18 protein-coding genes are annotated in these 20,494 nt (G+C 61.1%); 5 read left to right on the top strand and 13 right to left on the bottom strand.

The features are described 5' to 3' along the window. Positions 1 to 2: 2 nt before the first annotated feature. Positions 3 to 323, bottom strand: coding sequence for a 2Fe-2S iron-sulfur cluster-binding protein (locus ACQ7HM_RS12130; RefSeq protein WP_434216534.1), 321 nt, complete (start codon positions 321 to 323; stop codon positions 3 to 5). Between the two features lie 121 nt (positions 324 to 444). Between ACQ7HM_RS12130 and ACQ7HM_RS12125 the strand changes: the two genes are divergently transcribed. Continuing rightward, positions 445 to 1,452, top strand: coding sequence for a helix-turn-helix domain-containing protein (locus tag ACQ7HM_RS12125; protein WP_434216533.1), 1,008 nt, complete (start codon positions 445 to 447; stop codon positions 1,450 to 1,452). 113 nt (positions 1,453 to 1,565) lie between these two features. Here ACQ7HM_RS12125 and ACQ7HM_RS12120 read toward each other — a convergent pair whose 3' ends face one another. After that, positions 1,566 to 2,162 carry a TetR family transcriptional regulator gene (locus tag ACQ7HM_RS12120; RefSeq protein WP_434216945.1) on the bottom strand — a complete coding sequence of 199 codons (597 nt, stop codon included), beginning with the start codon at positions 2,160 to 2,162 and terminating at the stop codon, positions 1,566 to 1,568. Between the two features lie 458 nt (positions 2,163 to 2,620). On the opposite strand from ACQ7HM_RS12120, the gene ACQ7HM_RS12115 reads away from it, so the two are divergent. The 4 genes from ACQ7HM_RS12115 to ACQ7HM_RS12100 all read left to right on the top strand — a co-directional run bounded on the left by ACQ7HM_RS12115 (position 2,621) and on the right by ACQ7HM_RS12100 (position 8,091). Continuing rightward, on the top strand, positions 2,621 to 2,923 hold the full coding sequence (locus tag ACQ7HM_RS12115) for a PaaI family thioesterase (RefSeq protein WP_434216532.1): 303 nt from the start codon (positions 2,621 to 2,623) through the stop codon (positions 2,921 to 2,923). Continuing rightward, complete coding sequence (locus tag ACQ7HM_RS12110) at positions 2,920 to 4,143, top strand: cytochrome P450 (RefSeq protein WP_434216531.1); 1,224 nt, start codon at positions 2,920 to 2,922, stop codon at positions 4,141 to 4,143. Before ACQ7HM_RS12115 ends, ACQ7HM_RS12110 begins: the two co-directional genes overlap by 4 nt. A 205-nt stretch (positions 4,144 to 4,348) precedes the next feature. Further along, on the top strand, positions 4,349 to 4,972 hold the full coding sequence (locus tag ACQ7HM_RS12105; RefSeq protein ID WP_434216530.1) for a TetR/AcrR family transcriptional regulator: 624 nt from the start codon (positions 4,349 to 4,351) through the stop codon (positions 4,970 to 4,972). Between the two features lie 125 nt (positions 4,973 to 5,097). Then, a complete protein-coding gene (locus ACQ7HM_RS12100; protein WP_434216529.1) occupies positions 5,098 to 8,091 on the top strand; it encodes an RND family transporter in 2,994 nt (997 codons plus the stop codon). A 354-nt stretch (positions 8,092 to 8,445) separates the two neighbouring features. Here the strand turns inward: ACQ7HM_RS12100 and ACQ7HM_RS12095 are convergent, their stop codons facing one another. From ACQ7HM_RS12095 to ACQ7HM_RS12045, 11 genes are all read right to left on the bottom strand, one after another. Beyond that, positions 8,446 to 9,537, bottom strand: a complete 1,092-nt coding sequence (locus ACQ7HM_RS12095) for a cytochrome P450 (RefSeq protein ID WP_434216528.1) — start codon at positions 9,535 to 9,537, stop codon at positions 8,446 to 8,448. Between the two features lie 826 nt (positions 9,538 to 10,363). Beyond that, complete coding sequence (locus ACQ7HM_RS12090; RefSeq protein ID WP_434216527.1) at positions 10,364 to 12,016, bottom strand: long-chain fatty acid--CoA ligase; 1,653 nt, start codon at positions 12,014 to 12,016, stop codon at positions 10,364 to 10,366. Positions 12,017 to 12,044: 28 nt separating this feature from the next. Next, positions 12,045 to 12,734, bottom strand: coding sequence for a hypothetical protein (locus tag ACQ7HM_RS12085; RefSeq protein WP_434216526.1), 690 nt, complete (start codon positions 12,732 to 12,734; stop codon positions 12,045 to 12,047). 46 nt (positions 12,735 to 12,780) lie between these two features. Beyond that, positions 12,781 to 13,737 carry an MlaD family protein gene (locus tag ACQ7HM_RS12080; protein WP_434216525.1) on the bottom strand — a complete coding sequence of 319 codons (957 nt, stop codon included), beginning with the start codon at positions 13,735 to 13,737 and terminating at the stop codon, positions 12,781 to 12,783. Then, positions 13,734 to 14,738, bottom strand: coding sequence for an MlaD family protein (locus ACQ7HM_RS12075; RefSeq protein ID WP_434216524.1), 1,005 nt, complete (start codon positions 14,736 to 14,738; stop codon positions 13,734 to 13,736). The genes ACQ7HM_RS12080 and ACQ7HM_RS12075 overlap by 4 nt, the downstream gene beginning before the upstream one ends. Before the next feature lie 32 nt (positions 14,739 to 14,770). Beyond that, complete coding sequence (locus tag ACQ7HM_RS12070) at positions 14,771 to 15,796, bottom strand: MlaD family protein (RefSeq protein WP_434216523.1); 1,026 nt, start codon at positions 15,794 to 15,796, stop codon at positions 14,771 to 14,773. 32 nt (positions 15,797 to 15,828) lie between these two features. Next, complete coding sequence (locus ACQ7HM_RS12065) at positions 15,829 to 16,746, bottom strand: MlaD family protein (RefSeq protein WP_434216944.1); 918 nt, start codon at positions 16,744 to 16,746, stop codon at positions 15,829 to 15,831. A 77-nt stretch (positions 16,747 to 16,823) separates the two neighbouring features. Further along, complete coding sequence (locus ACQ7HM_RS12060) at positions 16,824 to 17,828, bottom strand: MlaD family protein (protein WP_434216522.1); 1,005 nt, start codon at positions 17,826 to 17,828, stop codon at positions 16,824 to 16,826. Then, on the bottom strand, positions 17,825 to 18,859 hold the full coding sequence (locus ACQ7HM_RS12055) for an MlaD family protein (protein ID WP_434216521.1): 1,035 nt from the start codon (positions 18,857 to 18,859) through the stop codon (positions 17,825 to 17,827). The genes ACQ7HM_RS12060 and ACQ7HM_RS12055 overlap by 4 nt, the downstream gene beginning before the upstream one ends. 9 nt (positions 18,860 to 18,868) lie before the next feature. Then, on the bottom strand, positions 18,869 to 19,735 hold the full coding sequence (locus tag ACQ7HM_RS12050; RefSeq protein ID WP_434216520.1) for an ABC transporter permease: 867 nt from the start codon (positions 19,733 to 19,735) through the stop codon (positions 18,869 to 18,871). Positions 19,736 to 19,744: 9 nt separating this feature from the next. Next, positions 19,745 to 20,479 (bottom strand): MlaE family ABC transporter permease, encoded by a 735-nt coding sequence (locus ACQ7HM_RS12045; RefSeq protein WP_434216943.1) that lies wholly within the window; start codon positions 20,477 to 20,479, stop codon positions 19,745 to 19,747. Between the last annotated feature and the right edge of the window lie 15 nt (positions 20,480 to 20,494).

Here is a 20,494-nt window from a genome sequence, read left to right as displayed (position 1 = left end):
TCTTACAGTTGGAACTCGGGCATACGGACGACCAAGCCGTCCCACGCCTCGGAAGCGGGCATCTGGCAGGCGAGCCGCGAGGTCGGCTCTCGCTCCGGGTTCATCGAGAGCATTTCTTCCTCCACAGCACCCGACAGGCCCACCTGACCGGACCACTGCGGGTCGACAATCACGTGACAGGTGCCGCATGCGGCCTCCCCGCCGCAGTCGCCGTCGATGCCGGGCACCGCATTGTTGGTCGCGACCTGCATCAACGACTGGCCCTCCTCGAGAGGCGCTTCGTGCTGCTCGCCGTCGTGCGTTACGAACGTGACCACTGCCATAGTCAACTCCTGTTATGCGAACTTCCGGTGTAGGGACCTTGGTAAAAGTCTCGTGGAGACCGAGCTCGACGGCTATGTTCACTGAAGTCAGATACTTGTGGATTCAGCTCAAAGGACCGTGGTGAACCTCAATGACGAGGGAGTGCCCCCATTCGTATTCGTGCAGATGCTGGAGAGTCGAGCCCTCGACGCCGACGCGGTCACGCGGCTGCGCAACGTCATGTCGTCGGAGGGGATCGATGAGGCAACGTTGCTCCAGCACGACACCCCCGCGCCGTTGCGGTGGTTCCGGCAGGTCTATCCAGAACTCGACATCGACCAGGCAACCCGGTTGGGGTTGGCTTTTGCCGAACAGGCCCGGCTGACCTCGTTCGGGGCATTGAGTGTGCCGTTGGTCAGTGCCGGCTCGATATCCGAGGTCGTCGAACTGCTCGCCTACCTGCCGTTGATTTCGACGGCCCTGCGCCCACAGTTTCAGACGGATGAGCAAGGCCTGACAATCTGGCTCACCGGACGTACCGGCGATCGGGCACTCGACTGCTTGGCTGTCGCCTACAGCGGGTCGGCGTTGTTGCGAATGCTGGACATGCTCGTCGGTGGCGCACCGACCGTGACCCTCCACATGAGTTGGCCCGCGCCCGTCGCGCGTTCCGATGACAATCCAGCGCTTGCTGAGCGCTTGTTCTATGACGCTGCGGTGTCCTATCTTCACGTTCCCGCGGACACGCTCGACGACGTGTGCCGCTTTTCCGATCCCCTTGCCTACCGGCTCGCGATCACCGAATTGAAGCGCACACTCGAGCAGAAGAGGGGCGCAGCATCATTTTCCGAACGGGTGAGACGCCTCCTCGAAACCGACCCCGGGCAGCGCAGCAGCCAGTGGGTGGCGGACGAGTTGTCGGTATCGACGAGCACACTCAAGCGGAGACTTTCCGCAGACGGGACGACTTTTCGCGAACTGCAGCAATCCTGTTTACGGGACAGCGCGATGCTGCTCCTTCTGACTCGGTCCATGTCTGCCAGCCAGATCGCACTCGAGCTCGGTTACAGCGATCTGACGAACTTCTCGCATGCTTTCAAGCGGTGGACCGGCCGCTCTCCAAGCGATTTCCGTCACGCGCGCCACTGATCGATCCCGGCCTCTGCGTCCCCAACGCCTGCGATCGAGCGGACCGCGGGCCCGCCGTCATACCTGGGACAGTCCACCGGGAACAGCCACCGCCGCGATGGGACGGCATGGTCTCAGACGTCAACGGACGTGAGTGGTTCGTCAAGTCCCAGGTAGCGCAATGCGACTCGGGAGATCTGCCGACCCGTGGTGTCACTGTCGCCGGCCGGCAGGACAAGATGACTCACCGTCAGCCTAACGAGCGCGTCGATACCGTCGGCGACGTCTTCATTATCGAGCTGCGGGAAGCGATCGGTGAACCAGCACACCAGCTCGTTCGACGCGATCTGCAGCAGAGTGGTCGATGTCGTGAGCAATGGCAACATTCCCGTACTGCGGTCGGTCTCTGCAGTGTCGTCCGCGGTACTGGACGTCAGCACCGCTTTGAGTAGCGGGCTGGCTGCGGCCTCGTCCAGTGTGAAACGAACGGCACTGGTGACGGCCTCGCTTGCATGGCCGCTGTGCTCGTCCAGAACGTGACGAATCCCCGTCAGGAACCGCTCGCCCTCCCGGACAACGAGGGCGTCGCCGAGTCCTTGCTTGTCGCCGAACTCCTTGTACAACGTGGGCCGGGAGACTCCAACGAGCGCAGCGATCTCGGCCACGCGCACGCGGTCCCAGCCCTTCTCCACTGTCAGCACATGAGCTGTCGCCAATACCTGTTCGCGCATATGCCGCCGGAACGACATGCGCATCGACTCGCTCGCCATGGCGACACTCTAGACAGCAAGCCGGTTTTGTTCATTTCTGGTCACAATGCTGTGCAGCTCGACCGCTGCGAGGCCACCCCGTTCGTTGACAGTCGTCGTACTTTTGACACGCGTATTGACAGAGTGGACGTTTATGTAGTCCGCTTGCAGTGTCGGATGTTCATCGTCCCGGTAGGAGCGGCGTGAAAGACGATTCAAATGGGACAGCGGAACTGTCAGACCGGCCAGCGGGCCATATCGACCCAGTGCTGGCGAGTTGGGCTTCGGGGATGGTTGCCCGGTTGCCCGACGGCACCCAGCTGCCACCACACTCAGAGCGGTGCCTTGGTTGCGGGCCCGCCAATCCCCACGGGCATCATTTGGAGGTACATCGCGACGGGGAAGGAGTAGCTGCCACACAGACTTTCGACGACCGCCACGTGGGAGCACCCGGGATCGCCCACGGAGGCGCGGTCGCCACCGTCTTCGACGATCTTTTCGGATTTCTACTCTTCATCATCGGCGAGCTTGCTGTCACCCGATCCTTGAACGTCGACTACGTCGCGCCCGTTCGATTGGGGACGCCGTACACCGTGACTGCGAGTCTCGATCGGCGTGAAGGTCGTCGGCTGTACGTCAGCGCACACCTGCGTCGTTCCGACGGGTACGAAATCGCGACGGCGACAGCATTGTTCATGACTGTGACGATTGAGCACTTCGCGCGAGCGCTGGAGCAGCCATGAACAGCGATGCGACCGGTGCGCAATTGCTGATGGCGGCCCTGCTCACCGATCACGGCAGCGCCGGCCCCTACGAGTCCTACAGGCGGCTACGCGACTCCCATCCGGTACTGCAGACGAATTCAGGGGTGTTGGTACTGAGCCGTCACCGCGATTGCGACAGCGCACTACGGGATCGCAATCTCGGGAAAGTCGACGAGTCGCTGGGGTTCCGGCTCACCGAGGTGCCCGACGATCTCAAGCATCGTGCGATGCACCGATTCCGACGGACGATGCTGTTTCGCAACCCTCCAGATCACACCCGGCTCCGTCGCCTGATCACCGACGTCTTCACGACACGTCACGTCGAGCACCTGCGCGCCGGCATCGTCGACACCATCGAGCAATTACTCAGCGACATCGAGGGCAAACATGACGTCGACGTCATGACCGACCTCGCACTGCCGCTTCCAGTGAAAGTCATCGGCGACCTGCTGGGCCTGCCCCCAGAAGGTCGAGAACTGGCGGCCTCAGTCGTTCGTGACCTGGTCGCACCGTTAGAGCCGATGGCCGACGCTGCCGCCTTACAGCGCGCCGCCGACGCCGAGGATCAGTTGGCCGAATACCTCGGAAAGCTTCTCGTGAACAAGCGAGTTCACCCCGCAGACGACCTGCTGAGCAGGCTCGTCGCGGCGCACGACGACGACGGACTCGACGATGACGAATGCGTGGGCACCGCGATCCTGTTGTTCGCCGCCGGCTTCGAGACAACGACAAACCTGATCGGCAACGGGCTAGCAGCACTGCTCGCCAACCCCACCCAAGCCGAGCTGCTACGCCAACAGCCGAAGTTGGCCGCCGGCGCGGTCGAGGAGCTGTTGCGTTACGACGCTCCCGTCCAAACCAACGGCCGCACCGTCCTTGAGCCGACACGGATAGCCGACGTCTACCTCGAGCCCGGCCAGGTCGTCCTGACGCTGCTCGGCGCGGCGAACCGGGATCCGGATCAATTCACCCACCCCGACAGCCTTGACATAACGCGTACGGGCTCGCGGCCGCTCTCCTTCGGTGCAGGCATCCACTTCTGTCTTGGCGCAGCGCTTGCACGCATGGAGGGCGCCGAATTGTTCCCCCGCCTCCTAATCCGATTTCCCGAGCTGGCGATAGCAGCGGAGCCGTCGTGGCGGCCGGGATTGTCATTCCGCGGTCTGACGTCTCTGCCGGTGAACACCCAACGAGGGTGAATAGCCCAGTTGCTCTCTGGCGCGAGTCGAGCCCAGTGGTGGACGAAGTCAGCCTGGTGAATCACCCGTTGCGCACCGATCTAAGGATCGAGGTCGAACAACCGACAGCAACGATTGAGTCCCGAGACTGGCTACCATCAACTACATTCCGTTGCGGCGAATCGACCGATACCGGGGAACTCTCAGGGTTTGGAGTGGGTAGGCGATGGCGGGCCGACGTGAACGAGAAGAACAGGCACAACCAGTCGATGACCTGGACCCCCGCCTGGCCCGTTCCCGAAACCGGCTGGTGGATGCGGCGTCTGCGCTCTTGTCATCGGGCGGCGTCGATGCGGTCACAGTAGGCGCAGTCGCACGGATGTCTCGAGTTGCGCGAACCACGTTGTATCGACATTTCGACGGCACCACCGACTTGCTGGCCGCAGCATTTGAACGCCTACTCCCCCACGCACAGGTCGCCGACACCAGTGGGCCTATCCGCGAAAGCCTCGTGCGGTTGCTGCGCGGGCAAGCCGCACTGATCGAACAGGCACCTCTGCAACTGACCACCCTCGCGTGGCTGGCGATGGTGCCAGAAGAACCCGGCGAACGACCAAACACCCTCGCCCCGTTACGCGCCCGCGTCATTGCGCAGTACCGTGAGCCGTTCGATCGAGTGCTCAACAGCGAGGCAGCCCGAAGTGAGCTCGACGAGCTCGATACCGAGCTGGCCATTGCCCAACTTGTTGGCCCGTTGGTATTCGCGCGACTTTCGGGGCTTCGCTCGATGAGCACCGCGGACTGCGGGCAACTCGTCGACGACTTCCTGTCCGCGCACCGCCGGAACTGAATCCAGACGACTCTGCACGCATTAACCCACCATTTTCCGCTACATGTTGTAGCGTAGCGAAACTAGTTGTTTCACTGTTGTGAAGGGTGCGCGATGTCAACTCTGCTGCAAGCTGTGTGTGACGGGTGACGACGTCAGGACGCTCCCTCCGGCGCGGTGAATACAGCCAGTCGCTGGGGCGGTTGGCGCGCTACGTCTTGGCGCATAAGGCGCTCGTGGTCACGGTGTGGGTCGCTACTGCGGTGGTGCTGGCTGTGTTGTTCCCGCAGCTGGAGACGGTGGTGCGCGCGCAGTCGGTCGACCCGATCCCCGCCGGGGTGCCGTCGTTCCAGGCGCTGGACCGTATGGGCGATGCTTTCGGCGAAAAAGGAGCGAAGACAACCGTTTTCGTGACCATGGAGAGTTCCGCCGGCCTAACCGAGCCCACGCGGCGACGCTATGACAACCTTGTTGCGCGACTGCAGAAGGACCGCGACAACGTGCAGTCCGTCCGCGATCTGCTCGCAGACCCGATCACCGCCCGGCAGGCTCTCAGCGAGGACAAGAAGGCGTGGTATCTGCCCGTCGGGGTGAGCGGTACCCTCGGCGGGCCTGAGGCCGCAGATGCTGTGGAGGCACTACGTCGAACGGCGGCACAGGTCTTCGCGGGAACGGACACGACGGTGCACGTCACGGGTCCCACGGCCACCTTTACTGATCAGATCGCCGCCGCCGAAAAAGACCTCGTCCTGATCACACTGGCCACAGTTCTCCTGATAGCGATGATCCTGTTGGTCGTGTACCGGTCGATCTTCACCGCGTTGCTGCCCCTACTGGTGATCGGGATCAGCCTCGCCGTCGGCCGAGGTGTCCTCTCCGCTCTCGGTGAACTAGGCATGCCCGTATCGCAGTTCACCGTCGCGTTCATGACCGTCATCCTGCTCGGTGCAGGTGTGGATTATTCAGTCTTTCTGATCAGCCGATACCACGAACGGCTACGCCACGGCGCGGACCCCTCTGGCGCTCTCGTAGACGCGACAGCGACGATCGGTCGAGTAATCCTCGCCTCAGCGACCACCGTGGCTCTCGCGTTCATGGCGATGGTTTTCGGCCAACTCAGCGTCTTCGCCACACTCGGCCCCGCATGCGCGGTGGCAATCGCGGTCGGCTTCATCGCCACCGTCACACTGCTACCGCCGGTTTTGTTGTGGGCCGCGCGTTACGGCTGGGGTGCCCCGCGCAAAGACCTCACCCGCCGCTACTGGAACCGCATTGCAGTCCTGGTCGTACGCCGACCGGTACCACTGCTAGCTGCCGGCCTCGTCGGCTTGTCGCTGTTGAGCGTCATCGCCATCGGGATACAAATCACTTACGACGACCGTGACGGACAACCCTCGACAACCGACAGCAACCAGGGCTACGCGTTGCTCAACAGACATTTCCCTCGGGACATCACCATTGCCGAATTCATCGTCATCAGTGCCCCCACCGATCTGAGAACTGCGAAAGGACTCGCCGACCTCGAGCAGATGGCATCGCGGATCGCACAAGTTCCAGGCGTAACCCGCGTCGTCGGGGTTACTCGGCCCACTGGCGCCAAACTCGACCAGGCCAAGCTGTCATTCCAGAACGGCCAGATCGGCAACCGCGTCTCGGGCGCGGTCCGCGAAGGACAAGCACGTAAAGGCGACCTCGAGCAGCTGCGTTCTGGCGCCGATCAACTCGCCGACGGCCTAGGGCAACTCGACGAGCAAATCCGCACCAACCTCACACCACTGTCCGGGATTCTCGATCAAGTATCCACGGTCGACGACAACATCAGTCAATACCGACCACTCCTACAGTCGCTTACCGACGCCGCTCCGCAACTGGACCAGGCGGCGAGAAGCGCACCCCAGTTGTCCGCCCTGGCTCAACGGTCGTCCGCCGCTATCGCCACGATCACATCGGTACTCCCCCTGCTCGATAACTCCCCCCTATGCACCCAGGTACCTCAATGCAACACACTGCGCCAACAAGCACGCGACCTCGCCGCGCTCCGTGACAACGGCTTCTTCACCCAAATCACCACACTATCGACGCAGCTCACCCAAATGAAAACACCGATCACAACAGTGACCAACCAGCTCAACACCACAATCGACACCCTCGAGACAACCCTGGGAACCATTCAATCCCAGGACATTCCCTCGAAAATCGCACAACTGCAAACCGGAGTCGCCCAGCTCGCGGCCGGCGCACGAACCCTCGCGGGAGGCGTTTCAACACTCGTCGACAGCAACATGCAACAACTGGCCGGAATGGCTACCCTCGCAGCTCAACTCCAGACCACCGCCCGCGAGACCGAGGGGTCAGACTCAGCGACCGGCTTCTACCTACCCAAAGACGCCTTCAATGACCAACAATTCTCCGACGTCGCACGACAGTTCGTCTCCGCAGACGGACACACCGTGCGCTACGCCGTACAGACACGCTTCGACCCCTACAGCTCCGACGCAATGCGGCTGGCCAGCACCATCGCTACCGTCGCCAACGATGCGCGGCCTAACACCACCCTCACCGACTCCACCGTCTCAGTCGCCGGGTTCCCCGCCATCAACGCAGACCTCCAACGACTTCTCACCAGCGACTTCCGTCTACTCGCCATAGCCACCCTCGCCATAGTCGGCCTGGTCTTGATGCTCCTGCTCCGCTCACTCGTCGCACCCATCTACCTACTGGGAACCGTCATACTCAACTACACCGCAGCACTGGGCGTCGGCGTACTCATCTTCCAGCACCTGCTACACACCGACATCGCCTGGCCCGTACCACTACTGGCCTTCATCGTTCTAGTCGCCGTCGGCGCCGACTACAACATGCTGCTGGTTTCACGACTACGCGAAGAATCGCAGCACAACATCCGCATCGGCGTGTTGCGCACCGTCACCAACACCGGATCAGTCATCACATCCGCAGGCCTCATCTTCGCCGCCAGCATGTTCGGCCTCATCTTCGGATCCATCGGAATAATGACCCAAGTCGGACTCATCATCGGTGTCGGCCTGCTCATCGACACCTTCATCGTCCGGACAATCGTCGTCCCGGCCATCGCCACGCTCCTAGGCAACGCCAGTTGGTGGCCCCAGAAGGCTCGGTGACACCCGGACCTACCGTCGGCACCGGTCTTAGACGCGCCCACGATTGGGAGCAATGCGCCACGCCCGGCCCGACCTGAAGGACCTTCCGAAGAAGTTAGCTATTTTCCACAGCATAATTTACCGCTCAGCAAAGGCCCTCCACCCTTCCCGAAGACAGGTGAATCCGTGCGCGCGACGACGACGTCGCAGAGACATCGGCGGTTCACTCTCGTTCGCAGTCATTCAAGTTCGAGTCCCACCGAGACTCTCGATCCGGTTCACCGCCGCACGCAAGGGAACCGGTGTTCATTGACTGGCCCCGCCGTGGCCGACCTGTCGCCGCGTCGACCGCTACAAGCTGACACTGCAATACTTTTACCGAGCAGCCGACAGTCGAATCGGAAGGTAGACGGGCCCGCGGAGCGAGCTGTTCGTAGACCAGGTCGCTGGACCTGCCTCGGTAATGGCCGAGGCTTGCGCGATCAGCTCCCGCAGAACGGCCTGGCCTTCCAAACGAGTAAGGGCCGCTCCAATGCACATGTGAGCGCCGTATCCGAATGCGACGTGATTGTGCGGGTTTCGGTCAACGCGGAAGGTATCAGGATCATCGAATACGTCAGGGTCGCGGTTCGCAGCGCCGAACGCCAGCAGAACCCTCGACCCGCTGGGGATGGTCACCTCTCCGACTCTGTAATCGGTCCGTGTGTAACGGTACAGGTTCTGAATGGGCGTTGAGTATCTAAGTTGCTCCTCGATCGCGCCAGGAATCAGATCGGGACGGTTTCGAATCATTGCGAACTGGTCTGGGTTTCGGGCGAGGGTGTCGAAGATACCGCCGATGAGATTAGTAGTGGTTTCATTCCCGGCGAAAAGCAGCAGCATTACAACGAAGAACATCTCGTCATCGGACAGCTTGCCGTGCTCGTTTTCACGGACAAGTCGACCCAACACAGAGCCTTCCCGCGTTAGCGTGCCGTTGCTCATCTGCTCTTTGAAGTACTTGTGCAACGCTCCGATCGCTCGAATACCTCCGAAGCCCTGCCGTAGCCCTGCCGGCGTCAGCGCCGCATTGATCACACCCACGCCGTCTGTAGACCACGACCGAAACTTGCCGACGTCATCGGCCGGAATTCCCAATATGTGTGCTATTAGCCGGATGGGCATCGGAACTGCTATTTTTTCCATCACATCGCAACCCGGATTGGCGACGACCTCAGCTACGAGCTCTTTGGCCAGCTGGTCCACCATCGCCTTCCAATCGCTCATGGCGCCCGTGGTGAAGGCAGGCTGAACATATCGACGCAGTCGGGCGTGGTCGTCGCCGTCGGTGAGAACGAGAATCGGAGCAGAAATTCTCATCCTTGTCACGCCTTTGGTGCTCGTGATCGCCGCCGTGTCGCGAAGGGCGTTCCGGATGTCCTCGTGCCGGTTCAAGATCCACGTCGCTCGTTTGGGGTTGTAGTGCACTCGCCCTCCCCTGTGCAACGCACGATAAGCGTCAAACGGATACGCCGCCGTCTCTGGATTGAGGGGGTCGTAGTCGCTATTAATCGCGCCGACCCACCCTGCACACCCGCGGCGACGCTCCCTAACGGCCGCCCCGATGTTCATGCCGGCCGCAGTCACCACCGGGGTACCGATCTGTTGAGCAATTTTCAACAGGCGCGACGCCCTCATTGGGGCGTGACGCATTAATGGACCGGTCAACTCGTGCGTGCCCCGTCTACGCTCATTTGTCATGCTCAATGCTGGCCGCGCGCTTGCAGAAAGTCAATCCTATGCCAACAATTTTTTGTAATAACGGCTCCGTAATGGAGCGTGGGTTTCATGATCTGAAAAGCTGAAAAGGCTCGCGGTAGGGGCGACGTGCGACACGCGATAATTCTCGGTTTCGATGCATCCTCGATCATGGAGCTTGCCGCACTTGTTCCACATTTCCCGACGAAGGTCTTACCGCCACGAGGCCGGAAGCGCCGCGAGTCGCGACGCACGTGTTCGGTGATCGTTGTTCGGTACGATGGTCGATCGCGGCTGACATCCGTTTTACCGCTTGAAAATCGAGGTCGGCCGCCACCCTCACGTACGTGCGTTTTCGAACCCGCCCGACGCGGCCGATACCGATGTCGCGGTTCATCTCGCGGCAACGAACCGGCGCTCGGCGACTCCACCGCCCGGCATCCCGGCTGCCGATCCGAACTCTCCCAAGTTGACCACCAACGGGGGAGGCTTCACGCTCGATGCAATCAGTACTGAGTGCGAACTGCAATCGGCTTGCAACAGTGGGTTCACCGTGTCAGGTAATCGAGTTCGTCACTACTGTGATGAGCCCGTCTGCGTTATTGGCACGCAGGACCTTCTTGTCGAATTTCCCCACGCTGGTTCGCGGCACCTGATCGACGAACGCCCAGTTTTTCGGGACCCACCATCGGGGGAGCTCCTCCGGGCAGTTCTCCAAAAACCATGCGCGGAGCTCGTCGGCGGTCACATCGCTGCCGCTCGACCGGACGACGAGCGCAAGGGCAGTCTCCTGCCAGCGATCATCTGGAATGGCAATCACCGCGGCCTCAACTACCTGGGGGTGCCCCATGATGGTGTTCTCGAGCTCAACCGACGAGATCCACTCACCGCCCGACTTGATCACGTCCTTTGTGCGGTCGGTGAGCGTGAGGTAGCCGTCCGGGCTGATGTGACCGACGTCGCCCGTACGTAGCCAGCCGTCGCGAAACTTGTCGGCGTCATCGAGGTTGTAATACGAATTGGCGACCCATGGCCCCCGAACCTCCAGTTCTCCAACTGATTTGTTGTCTCGGGGCACCGAGAGTCCGGCCTCATCCGTCAGGCGCATCTCGACTCCGCAGATGGCGCGTCCCTGTCGCTTGCGGTAAGACATCTGCGCTGAAGAATCGACACCAGCCGGTGGACGGGACACCGCCGCGAGCGGAGAGGTCTCCGTCATGCCCCAGGCCTGGATGATCTGCACACCGAACTGGTCGCCAAATCCTTCGATCAGTGACTGCGACACCGGCGCCCCGCCGCAGGCAACCAGGCTCATTGACGACAGATCAACCTCGGGGTGAGCCTGCCCGTACTGCAGCAAATCGTTCCAGATCGTGGGTACCGCACCCGCCTTCGTGGGTCGGTGCCGGCCGATCATATCCGCCAATGGGGCGGGCTGAAGGAATCGGTCCGGCATCAGCAGGTCTGCGCCCGCCATCAGCGACGCGTACGGGAGACCCCAAGCGCTGGCGTGAAACATCGGCACCACCGGCAGAACGCGGTCGGCTTCTTCCAGAGCCAAAGCGTTGCCAGTACACGCCGCCATCGAGTGTAGGAAAATAGAGCGGTGGCTGTAGACAACGCCCTTCGGATCGCCGGTGGTCCCGCTGGTGTAACACATCCCCGCTGCCGACGTCTCCACCGGATCGGTCCACGAGAACAGCGTCGACTCCGATTCAAGCGCGTCTTCGTAACCGATGACTTCGACCCCGAGGCCTTCCAGGGCCGACACGTCGGGCCTGTCGCCGATGACAAGTACGGTGCGCACTGTTGTCAAGCCCGGCAGCACTGTCGCGAGCAACGGTGCAAGCGAGCTGTCGGTGATAACTACGCGATCCTCGGCGTGATTGGCGACAAACTGCAGTTGTGCCGGCGACAAACGCAGGTTGAGGGTGTGCAAGATCGAACCCATGGCGGGTACCGCCGCATAGGCCTCGAGGTGCTCGTGGTTGTTCCACAACAGGGTGGCGACCCTGTCGTCGGGAGCAACGCCGACGCGGCGCAACACATTTGCCAGCTGTCCGCAACGCTCCTCGAACGAGCCGTAGGAGATAGTTGCGGCGAGCTGATCGCCGCGGTAGGTGATCACACTTCTGTTAAAGTGGTTCGTCGCGACGTGTCGGAGGATGGACGACACGGTCAGCGGCATCTCTTGCATGGTGCTCTTCATTGTTTGCCTTTCAGCGGAATCATCCGAATCATTGGGCGGGCGGACCGTAATCCAGGATTTGCCAGCCTTTGCCGGCCTTGGTCACCACCACCTTGAGGAGCGTTGGCAGTTCGCTCGGTTGCGTGTTCTGGACATTCTGGGTCTTCTGGTTCGCGAAGACCATCACCGTGTAGTTCCCGTCCTTTTTTCCGGTGATACTCGTGGCAAGAACGCGGCCCGTGGCCTGAACCTGGGCTTGTTGCATGATCTGCGTGAGTGTCGGGCGGACCTCGTCGTACCGCTTGACGAGGGCTTCGCCGGCATTCGTCTTCACTGCAGCGAAGAATGCATCAGTGGTCTGATAGCTGTAGGTGAGCGATTTCGTGGTGTAGTCGGCTGCAGCGGCGGCCGCCTGCGCGCGCTGGGAGGCCTCGGCGTCGGTGGCGGACTTCGCGTCGTCTGCGTCGACGTACAAGTACGCGAACACACCCACCAGTACCGCCAAGACCACGATAAGAATTGCGGCGATCGCGCCGCGAACACGCGCCGTGAACAATTGACGCACTCTGTTCGCCGAACCGGCCTCGTCGGCAGAGCTACCTTCTGCGGTGTCACCCGCTGAATCCTCGGCGGTCTCGACCGACTCGCTCACCAACACATCCGCGGCCGGAACGCCCTCCAGCTCGGCGTCGTCTGCGAGCGTTGTTGCGCCACTCGATTGTTCGGAGTTTGTTGTCATGTAAAGCCCTTCATGCTCTGCGGCGGGGTCGCCGTGTTCAGCGTCGTCACCGCGGTGACAATGATGTGTTGATCGGGATCTGCGCGCTCCCCGCTTTCGACGCCGGGAACGTACGCGAAAGTAGGTCGCCGATCGACCCGAAGTCGACATATGTATCGGCGACCTTCGCGGTTGCCGGCTTCACAGCTCGGGTGATCGCTACCAGATCGGGCTGTAAAATCTGCAGGTATCCGCTCAGCTTGGTCACAAGCTTGAGAATCGGCGACCATTTGTCGTACGAACTGGACGTGAACGCAATGAAGGCCCTCTGGATCCGCGCCAATCCATTGACTGCTGCCGGCGTCTCCACCGATGCGGAAGTGAGTACACCACCCGCATCAGCGAGCAATCCGAGCAAGAACTCAGCATTGTCCGCGGTCACCCGAACGACCCCGTCCTCTCCTACGAAATCGACAAGGCGACGCATCATTTCGCCGATCGTGTCTAAATCCGCTTGCCGCCCGGTCACCGCTTTCGACACGCTCTTGTTGATGGACTCGATCGAGGAGGGATCCAACGCATCCGCCACAGCCGACATCTTCGGAAGAACCTGAGGCACTGAGGGATACACCTGGACAGAGCTTCGCGGCACCACGTCGCCGCCTCCGTAAAACCTGTCCGCGGCGGCACCGGTGGGAATGAAATTGACATACTGTTCACCCGCCACCGACAGGTTCTCGATCGTCATCACGCTGTTCCGGGCGATCTTCTCCTCGGAATCGACGCTCATGTCCACCTTGAGGCCGCTGTCCGAGGCGTGGATCGCGGTGACCTTCCCCACTGGCAGTCCTTGCAGCATCACCGGTGAGGTGTCGAGCAGGCCGCCGGAGGTGTCGATGTACGCCGTCAATGAATATTCCGACCGTGTTGGGTTGATGCGAGCGACGACGACAACGAGGTAGGTAAGGCCCACGACGAGGACGACGAACAGGGCCAGCGCGGAGAGTCTCGCACCTCGGGTCATGGCAGCATTCCGATCGATTTCAAGACTGTGATGAACGAGCTGGCATCACGGCGACCTAGGTCACGGTCGTCCACCGAGATCCCCGACACGTTGACATTGGGTGAGCCCATGAACGGGATCAGCTTGTCGCGGATGACCCGGGTCGCCTGGTCGGTGACCGCAGCGGAGTACATGTCCGAGTTCGCCAGCGAGCGGACCACAGGGGAGATCGCCGCAACTGACGGTACGATCCGTGAGTTCTCGGGATCGACGATTGCACCGGCGGCAACCGCGAAGTCCCGCAGATTTGCGATGAGCAGCGCGACGTCGATTAGCGAGTACCCCAGTCCGTAAAAGTTGCGTCCGCCCTTGATCAGCACACGGTCCAGCGCGGCGGGATCCGCCAGAACGACCTTCAGGGTTCGGTCGGCTGAGGTCAGGACGATGTCGAGTTTGTCCGTGTTCTTCGAGACCTCGGACAGCGTGGTGAGCGTGGTCCGATACAGCGCATCGAACTGCTTGGGATCCTTGGGGAACGCGGTGTTGAGAGTGGAGATTGCCGTGTGGATCTTGGACAACTCTCCCCCGCCCAACACGTTGGCCATGCCGCGCATCACGTCTTCGACATTGGCCGCCGGCTCGGTTCGCGACAGGGGGATGACGGTGCCGGGTTTCATCACTTCCGCGGTCGTCGGTTCACTCGGCGGCAGGATCGAGACGTATATCTCACCCAACAGGGTGTCCTGCCGAAGCTCTGCGCGGGAGTCGGCGGGAAGTCGCGAATCGGACTTCACCTGGGCCTTGACTAACGCGTGGCCATTCTCGTAGGTGACGTCCTTGATCGTCCCGATATCCGCACCGTTTGAGAGAACCTTCGCCTGCGCCGGAAGATTCAGCGCGCTGGTGAACTCCATTCCGATGGTGTAACCGCCGCTATTCGAAGTATTGAACGACGGCGGGTTGTCGGCGTTGATGCCGCAGGATGACACGACCACGGCGATAGCGACGCCTGCGACGGCCATCGGTCCTGCGCGCCGTATCCGAATGTTTCCGATCATCGCGATCCGCCTCCCATCAACGACGACACCGCGGCGGCGGTTCCACCGGCGCCGCACACGTTTGCGGCCGCCTGACTGTTGCACGCGCCCACAACCTCACGCAGCGGCAACGACACCGAGAACGCCTTCAGGATGGATTGCGAGTCAGGGTATTTGACGATGAGGTCCGCCGTGCGGGCAGCCGAGGCGGCTACGAGGTTCAACTGGTCGCCGGCCTTGGCGATCAGCGGAACCGCAGCGTCGCCGATCGCGAAGATGGGCGGGCCGAAATCACTTGCCAACCGGGACAGGATGGGCACGAACGTCCGTGCGTATTCGACCGCTCCGCCAAAGGTCTGACCGAAGGCAACGATGACCTGAATGGCTCCCACGAAGTTGTCGAAGAGCGCCGTCACCTGCGCCGAATTCTCGGTCGCCACACCGGTCAGCGTCGCGAGATTTCCGACGATCCGCCTGATCTGGCCGTCCCGCTTGGCCGGATCGTTGATCAACGCAGCGGAGTTCTTGATGATTGCCGAGAGGTCGCCGTCGGATCCCTTCAGATTGTTGGCGACGAGATCGAGTGACTGCAGAACGGCGTCGGTGTTGCGACCGTTGTCCTTGACGAGATCATCGGACAGGTTGCTCAACGACTGGAGCGTCTGACTGATTCCGAGCGGTGTCCTCGTATTCGACAGCTGCACACATTGGTTTCGCTCGTACTTGGCCCCGCCTGCATAGGGCTTGGTGAACTCGATCTGCCGTTCGGTGACGATCGAGGTGGACACCAACGTGACACCGACGTCGGCGGGAAGTGGAACGCTCTTGTCGACCTTCATGTCGACGCGAACCCCACGTCCGCCCTCGCTGTTCTGCTCGATTTTCGTGACGCTGCCGACCTTTTTCCCGAGCATCGCCACGGCGTTGCCCTTGAACAGACCGGAGGCGTCGGTGAACACCGCGCACAGAGAGCGCGAGTCCCCGTCGGAATCGGAGCGGCCGACCACCCCGCCCACAACCGCGACCACCACCACCACCACCACGGTGGGAACCAGCCACGATCTGAATCGAGGTCTCAACATTTGTCGTCACCCGTCGGGATACACATGCGTAATTGGGGCTTCTCCGGTGCCGGTGCACTCACGGGCGCACCGAGCAGACCACCGAGCTGCCGCGAGATCTGATCTACCTGGGTCAGCGCCTTCGCGTACCCGGGCAGTGCCGTCACCACGTTGTCGAGAAGCTTCTTGAACTGCTGAACCGACGGTTCGATCCCGTCCTGATAAGCAACCAGTGGCCTCGTGAGCAACTTGAACAGGCGTCGTAGATAATCGAATCCGTCCCGCACGTTCTGTATGTCTGGGCCGAGCGTGCTAGCGAGGAAGCTCAGCTGACGCAGAAAGTTGACGAGCACCTGCTTACGGTCGGCGAGGGCCTCGACGTACTCGTCCGAGAGCGAGACGGCACTGTCGAGCTGACCGTACTGACGCTCGAGCAAATCGACCAGGCTGCTGGTGTTGCGCAGGGCATCCGGGAGGTTCGTGTTGCCGTCCGAGAATGTCTTTTGCAATAGGTCGGCTGTCTTCCGCAGATCTACGGCCCTGACGTCGCGAAAAATCGGCGTGGTGGTTTCGAGCGTGTCGGAGATGTCGTAGGTACTGGACGTCTGCACGAGAGGTATCGGCCCCGACAACTTCTGCGTTCCCGATCCTGGGTTCAGGTCCAGTACTCGCCCACCGATCGGCGTTACCAGGCGGACGTTTGCCGTCGCGTCGGAGTGAACCGAGATCGCGTCGTCGAGCCGGAACATGACCGTGATGTACGTCCCGGTCAGATCCACCGCCGACACCTTGCCTTTACGGATGCCGGCGATACGGACTTGATCACCGGACTTCAGTCCGCCGGTGTTGATCAGCTGCGCCGACATGGTTCGTTGCCCGGGAGGGTTGATGTAGGTCACACCGGCGATCACCAGACCGATCACCAGGAGCATCGACAGCGCGCCTGCCACGATCAGATTCCGTCTGCGTTCGGGCCGATTGTGTGGTCGGTTGAAATTGAAAACGGATCTCACTGGCACACAACCAATCGTTGGCCCATCAACGCGATCTGGGCAGTTCTGGGCAGGGTGAGCGCTTTTCCGGAGCACTTCGCGGCGGACGGGGTCGCGCGGCTTGCAGCGGCCAACGCGTCGAGGACCGGCTTCAACAGAGTTGCACCGTTGAGCAGACGTTCCGAATCACCTGGCTCACGCAGCAATCGTTGGTAGATCACCGCGAAGCTGTCGTCATACGTCGACTCGAGTTGCTCTCCGATCTTCACGGTGTTGGCAAGTGACCGATTGACCTCGCGGAGCGATGCCCGGAGGCGATCACTGACACGGCTGAAGGCGTCGACGATCGATCCCAATTTGTCGATGAGTTCCACCAACTGCGCTGATCTTCCCCGCAGCTGATCGGATACTCGGCCAAGGCTGGTGACGATATTGGTGATGATCTGCGAGCGCTGATTGCCGTACGCGGTGATGTTCGCGAGCTGTTCGAGTACCGGAGAGATCCCGCTACCGTCGCCCTGTGCAACTCGGAGCAGGTTGGCCTGCAACTGGTTGATCTCGTTGGCGTTGAGCGTGTCGAACACGGGTTGAAATCCGTTGAACAGTGTCGACACATCGAATGAGGGAATGGTCTTGTTGAGCGCCACCTGGGTGATCAACCCCTGCTTGTTGTTCTGCTGCGCACCGATCAGCTCGACATATCGCTGGCCCAGGAGGTTCTGGTAGCGCACCGCAGCACTGGTCTTGCCGGTGATGGTGATGTCTTTATTCAGCTGGAATCGAACAACGGCGGTGGTGCCCTTGAGATCGACCGCCGTCACGTAGCCGACCTTGACGCCCGCCAAGCGGACCCCGTCGCGCGCCTTGAGGCCCGACGCATCGTTGAAGACTGCAGAATTCTCCGAACTCCCATCCTCCGACGCCGGCTCCAGGATGGCGACGATCACGTACGTCAGCAACCCGATCACCACGACGAAGCTCAGAATTTTGATGATCGTGGGTATCAACGACCTGAGAGTCACTTTGTTGTCCTCTCCGCTGCCAGCGCGCTCTGCAGCGCAGGCGAGGTACGAATGATCAACGCGACCTGTAGCTGCACTTTGTTGTCGACACGAGGCGTCGCCTTGTCGATTCCGTCCAGGATTCGTGGGATCGAGTCCACGGTCCGAACCAGACCCGACGCGGAACGTGCCACCGGGCGTATCAGGTCGAGCCCGACGTCCAGCAGTGAACTCAGGGCGGCGTAGTTTGTCGACAACAGGCCACCTAGTCCGCCAAATAAGACTTCGCCGGTATCTTTTAAATTACTCTTCGTGAGGTCGATTCCCCGCTGATTGCCGAAGAATTCGGCTATGTCTACGTTGAGAAAAATACCGGGAACAAAGGGTTTCATGAAGTCCGCCACGCCCTGAGACAGATCTGCAGCGATCGTGAGGTCTCTACCGACAGGTCGTCTCTGTACATCACGAGCTAGTTGTGCGATTTGGAACGCCAACTTGCCGGTGTCGGCAAAGGTCTGAGAATCGTCGACGATGAACTTTGTGACCGCGTTGAACGACGGTTGATCGAGAACCTCGACCAAGTTCGAGATTTTTCGGATCAGGGTCGATACCGAGGTCTGCGCGGTGCGCGCCCGCGACACGCTGACCACTCCCCCGTTCCGGACCGGAGCTCCGTCGCCCAGGTCGACGATCTCCAGAGCAGTCGGCCCCAGGGCGTTCGCGGACGTATAATTGACCGACAACCCCTGCTTTGGATTGATTGCGCCGTTGCCACCTGTGAACTCGATCTTTACTGTCGTGCCACGATCTCGGACCTTCACATCGGCAACCCTCCCGACGGTCAGGCCTCGATACTTGACCTCTGAGCCGCCCTTCAGCCCGTCGCCGATCACGTCGGCTTTCAGGGTGAAGGTCCTGTCCGCGTTGACTTTCGTCGTGGTGCCGACGAGGAAGTAGCCCCCGACGATCACCACAACCAGCACAGCGACGCCGCGCACGATCTGGCTCCCACGCGACGGAGCACGCCCGGACAGGTCTTTGAAGATTGCCATCTACGCCCCCTACCCTGAGATCCGGACGCCTGAATCAAAGCCCCACATCAGCAGGGTCAGCACCATGTCCTCTACGACGATGATGATGAGGCTGCTCCGAATTGCTCGACCTGAGGCACGACCGACTCCTTCTGCTCCACCAGTGGCGTAATAGCCCTGGTAGCTGTGGACAATCACCACGGAAACGACGAACACCAAAACTTTGATGACAGAGAACAGCAAATCGCGTGGTACCAGGAATTCATTGAAATAGAAATCGTAGGTGCCGCCCGACTGTCCGTGTCCTATGGTGACGACCAGTTTGGCGGCAAGATAGCCGAGTATGAGGGTGACTATGTAGAGCGGGATAACGGTGGTCACCGCCGCAACCACTCGCGTGCTCACCACGAAAGGAATCGGACGAACGGCCATTGATTCCAGGGCGTCGATCTCCTCAGCAATACGCATCGACCCGATCTCTGCGGTCAGGCGGCAACCGGCTTGAGCTGCAAACCCGATCGCCGCAATTATGGGGGCGAGTTCCCGTGTGTTCGCGTACGACGACAGGAACCCGGTCAGCGAACTCATTCCGACCAGGTCGAGCGATGCGTAGCCCTGAATGCCAATGGAGGCGCCGACTGCGATACCGAGAATGGCCAGAACGACTGCCGTGCCACCACCGACTAGGACCGCTCCGCGTCCCCAGGCGAACTCTTGTATGTAAAGCAATGTCTGGCGCCGGTAGGTAGTCGCCACATGTCGCAGACCTACGATCGTTTCAATGACGAAGGTGAAGACATGGCCCACCTGCTCGGCGATCCCTGTTACCGAGTTCGCCGCTCGGGACACCGTTCTGAGAACAGGTTCAAAGCGCCGAGACGGTGCAGCTAAGGTCATGATGGTGTTCTATCCGATGCTCTGCGGTACGAACATGGTCGTGAGCTGGGTGATGACCACATTGATGATGAAGCACGACACAACTCCGAGAACCACCGTCGCGTTGACCGACTGGGCGACTCCTGCTGGTCCACCTTTTGTGGAAAGTCCACGCTGACAGGCAATTGCGACGACCACGAGCCCGAACACGAGTGACTTGATAAGGGCAACAACGATGTCTGTCACCGACGCAAATGATGCGAACGATGCGGTGTAACTACCTGGGGTTATTCCCTGAACATTTACGCTGATTATGTATCCGGCCAAGAGCCCCGTGAACACGATCAACATACAGAGCATCGGGGCGGTGAGAAGCACGGAGACAACGCGAGGCGCGACGACTCTTCGCGTCGGGTTCAAGCCGAGGGTCTCCATGGCGTCGATCTCTTCCCGGATCGTCCGCGCGCCGAGGTCGGCCGCTATGGCTGACCCCGCAGCACCTCCGAGCAGAAGCGCCGTCACGATGGGCGCGCCCTGCTGAATTATTCCGAGGCCACCGGCTGCTCCAGCGATCGAGGTCGCCCCCACCTGCTGCGTAAGGCTGCCGACCTGTACCGACACGATGACACCGAACGGTATGGCCACGAGGATTGCCGGCAAGGTGGTCACGGTTATCACGAACCAGGTTTGCGTGATGACCTCGCGAATTGGGAATCGTCCTGTGGCGATGTCCCGCACTGACCACGTCAGTGCCTGTCCGGCCATTGCCGTAGTCGCGCC

This window comes from Williamsia sp. MIQD14 (assembly GCF_051025635.1).
In the GTDB taxonomy this organism is placed as follows: domain Bacteria; phylum Actinomycetota; class Actinomycetes; order Mycobacteriales; family Mycobacteriaceae; genus Williamsia_A.
The sequence above is the reverse complement of the archived record's forward strand: the minus strand, read 5'-3'. Positions and strand labels throughout refer to the sequence as shown.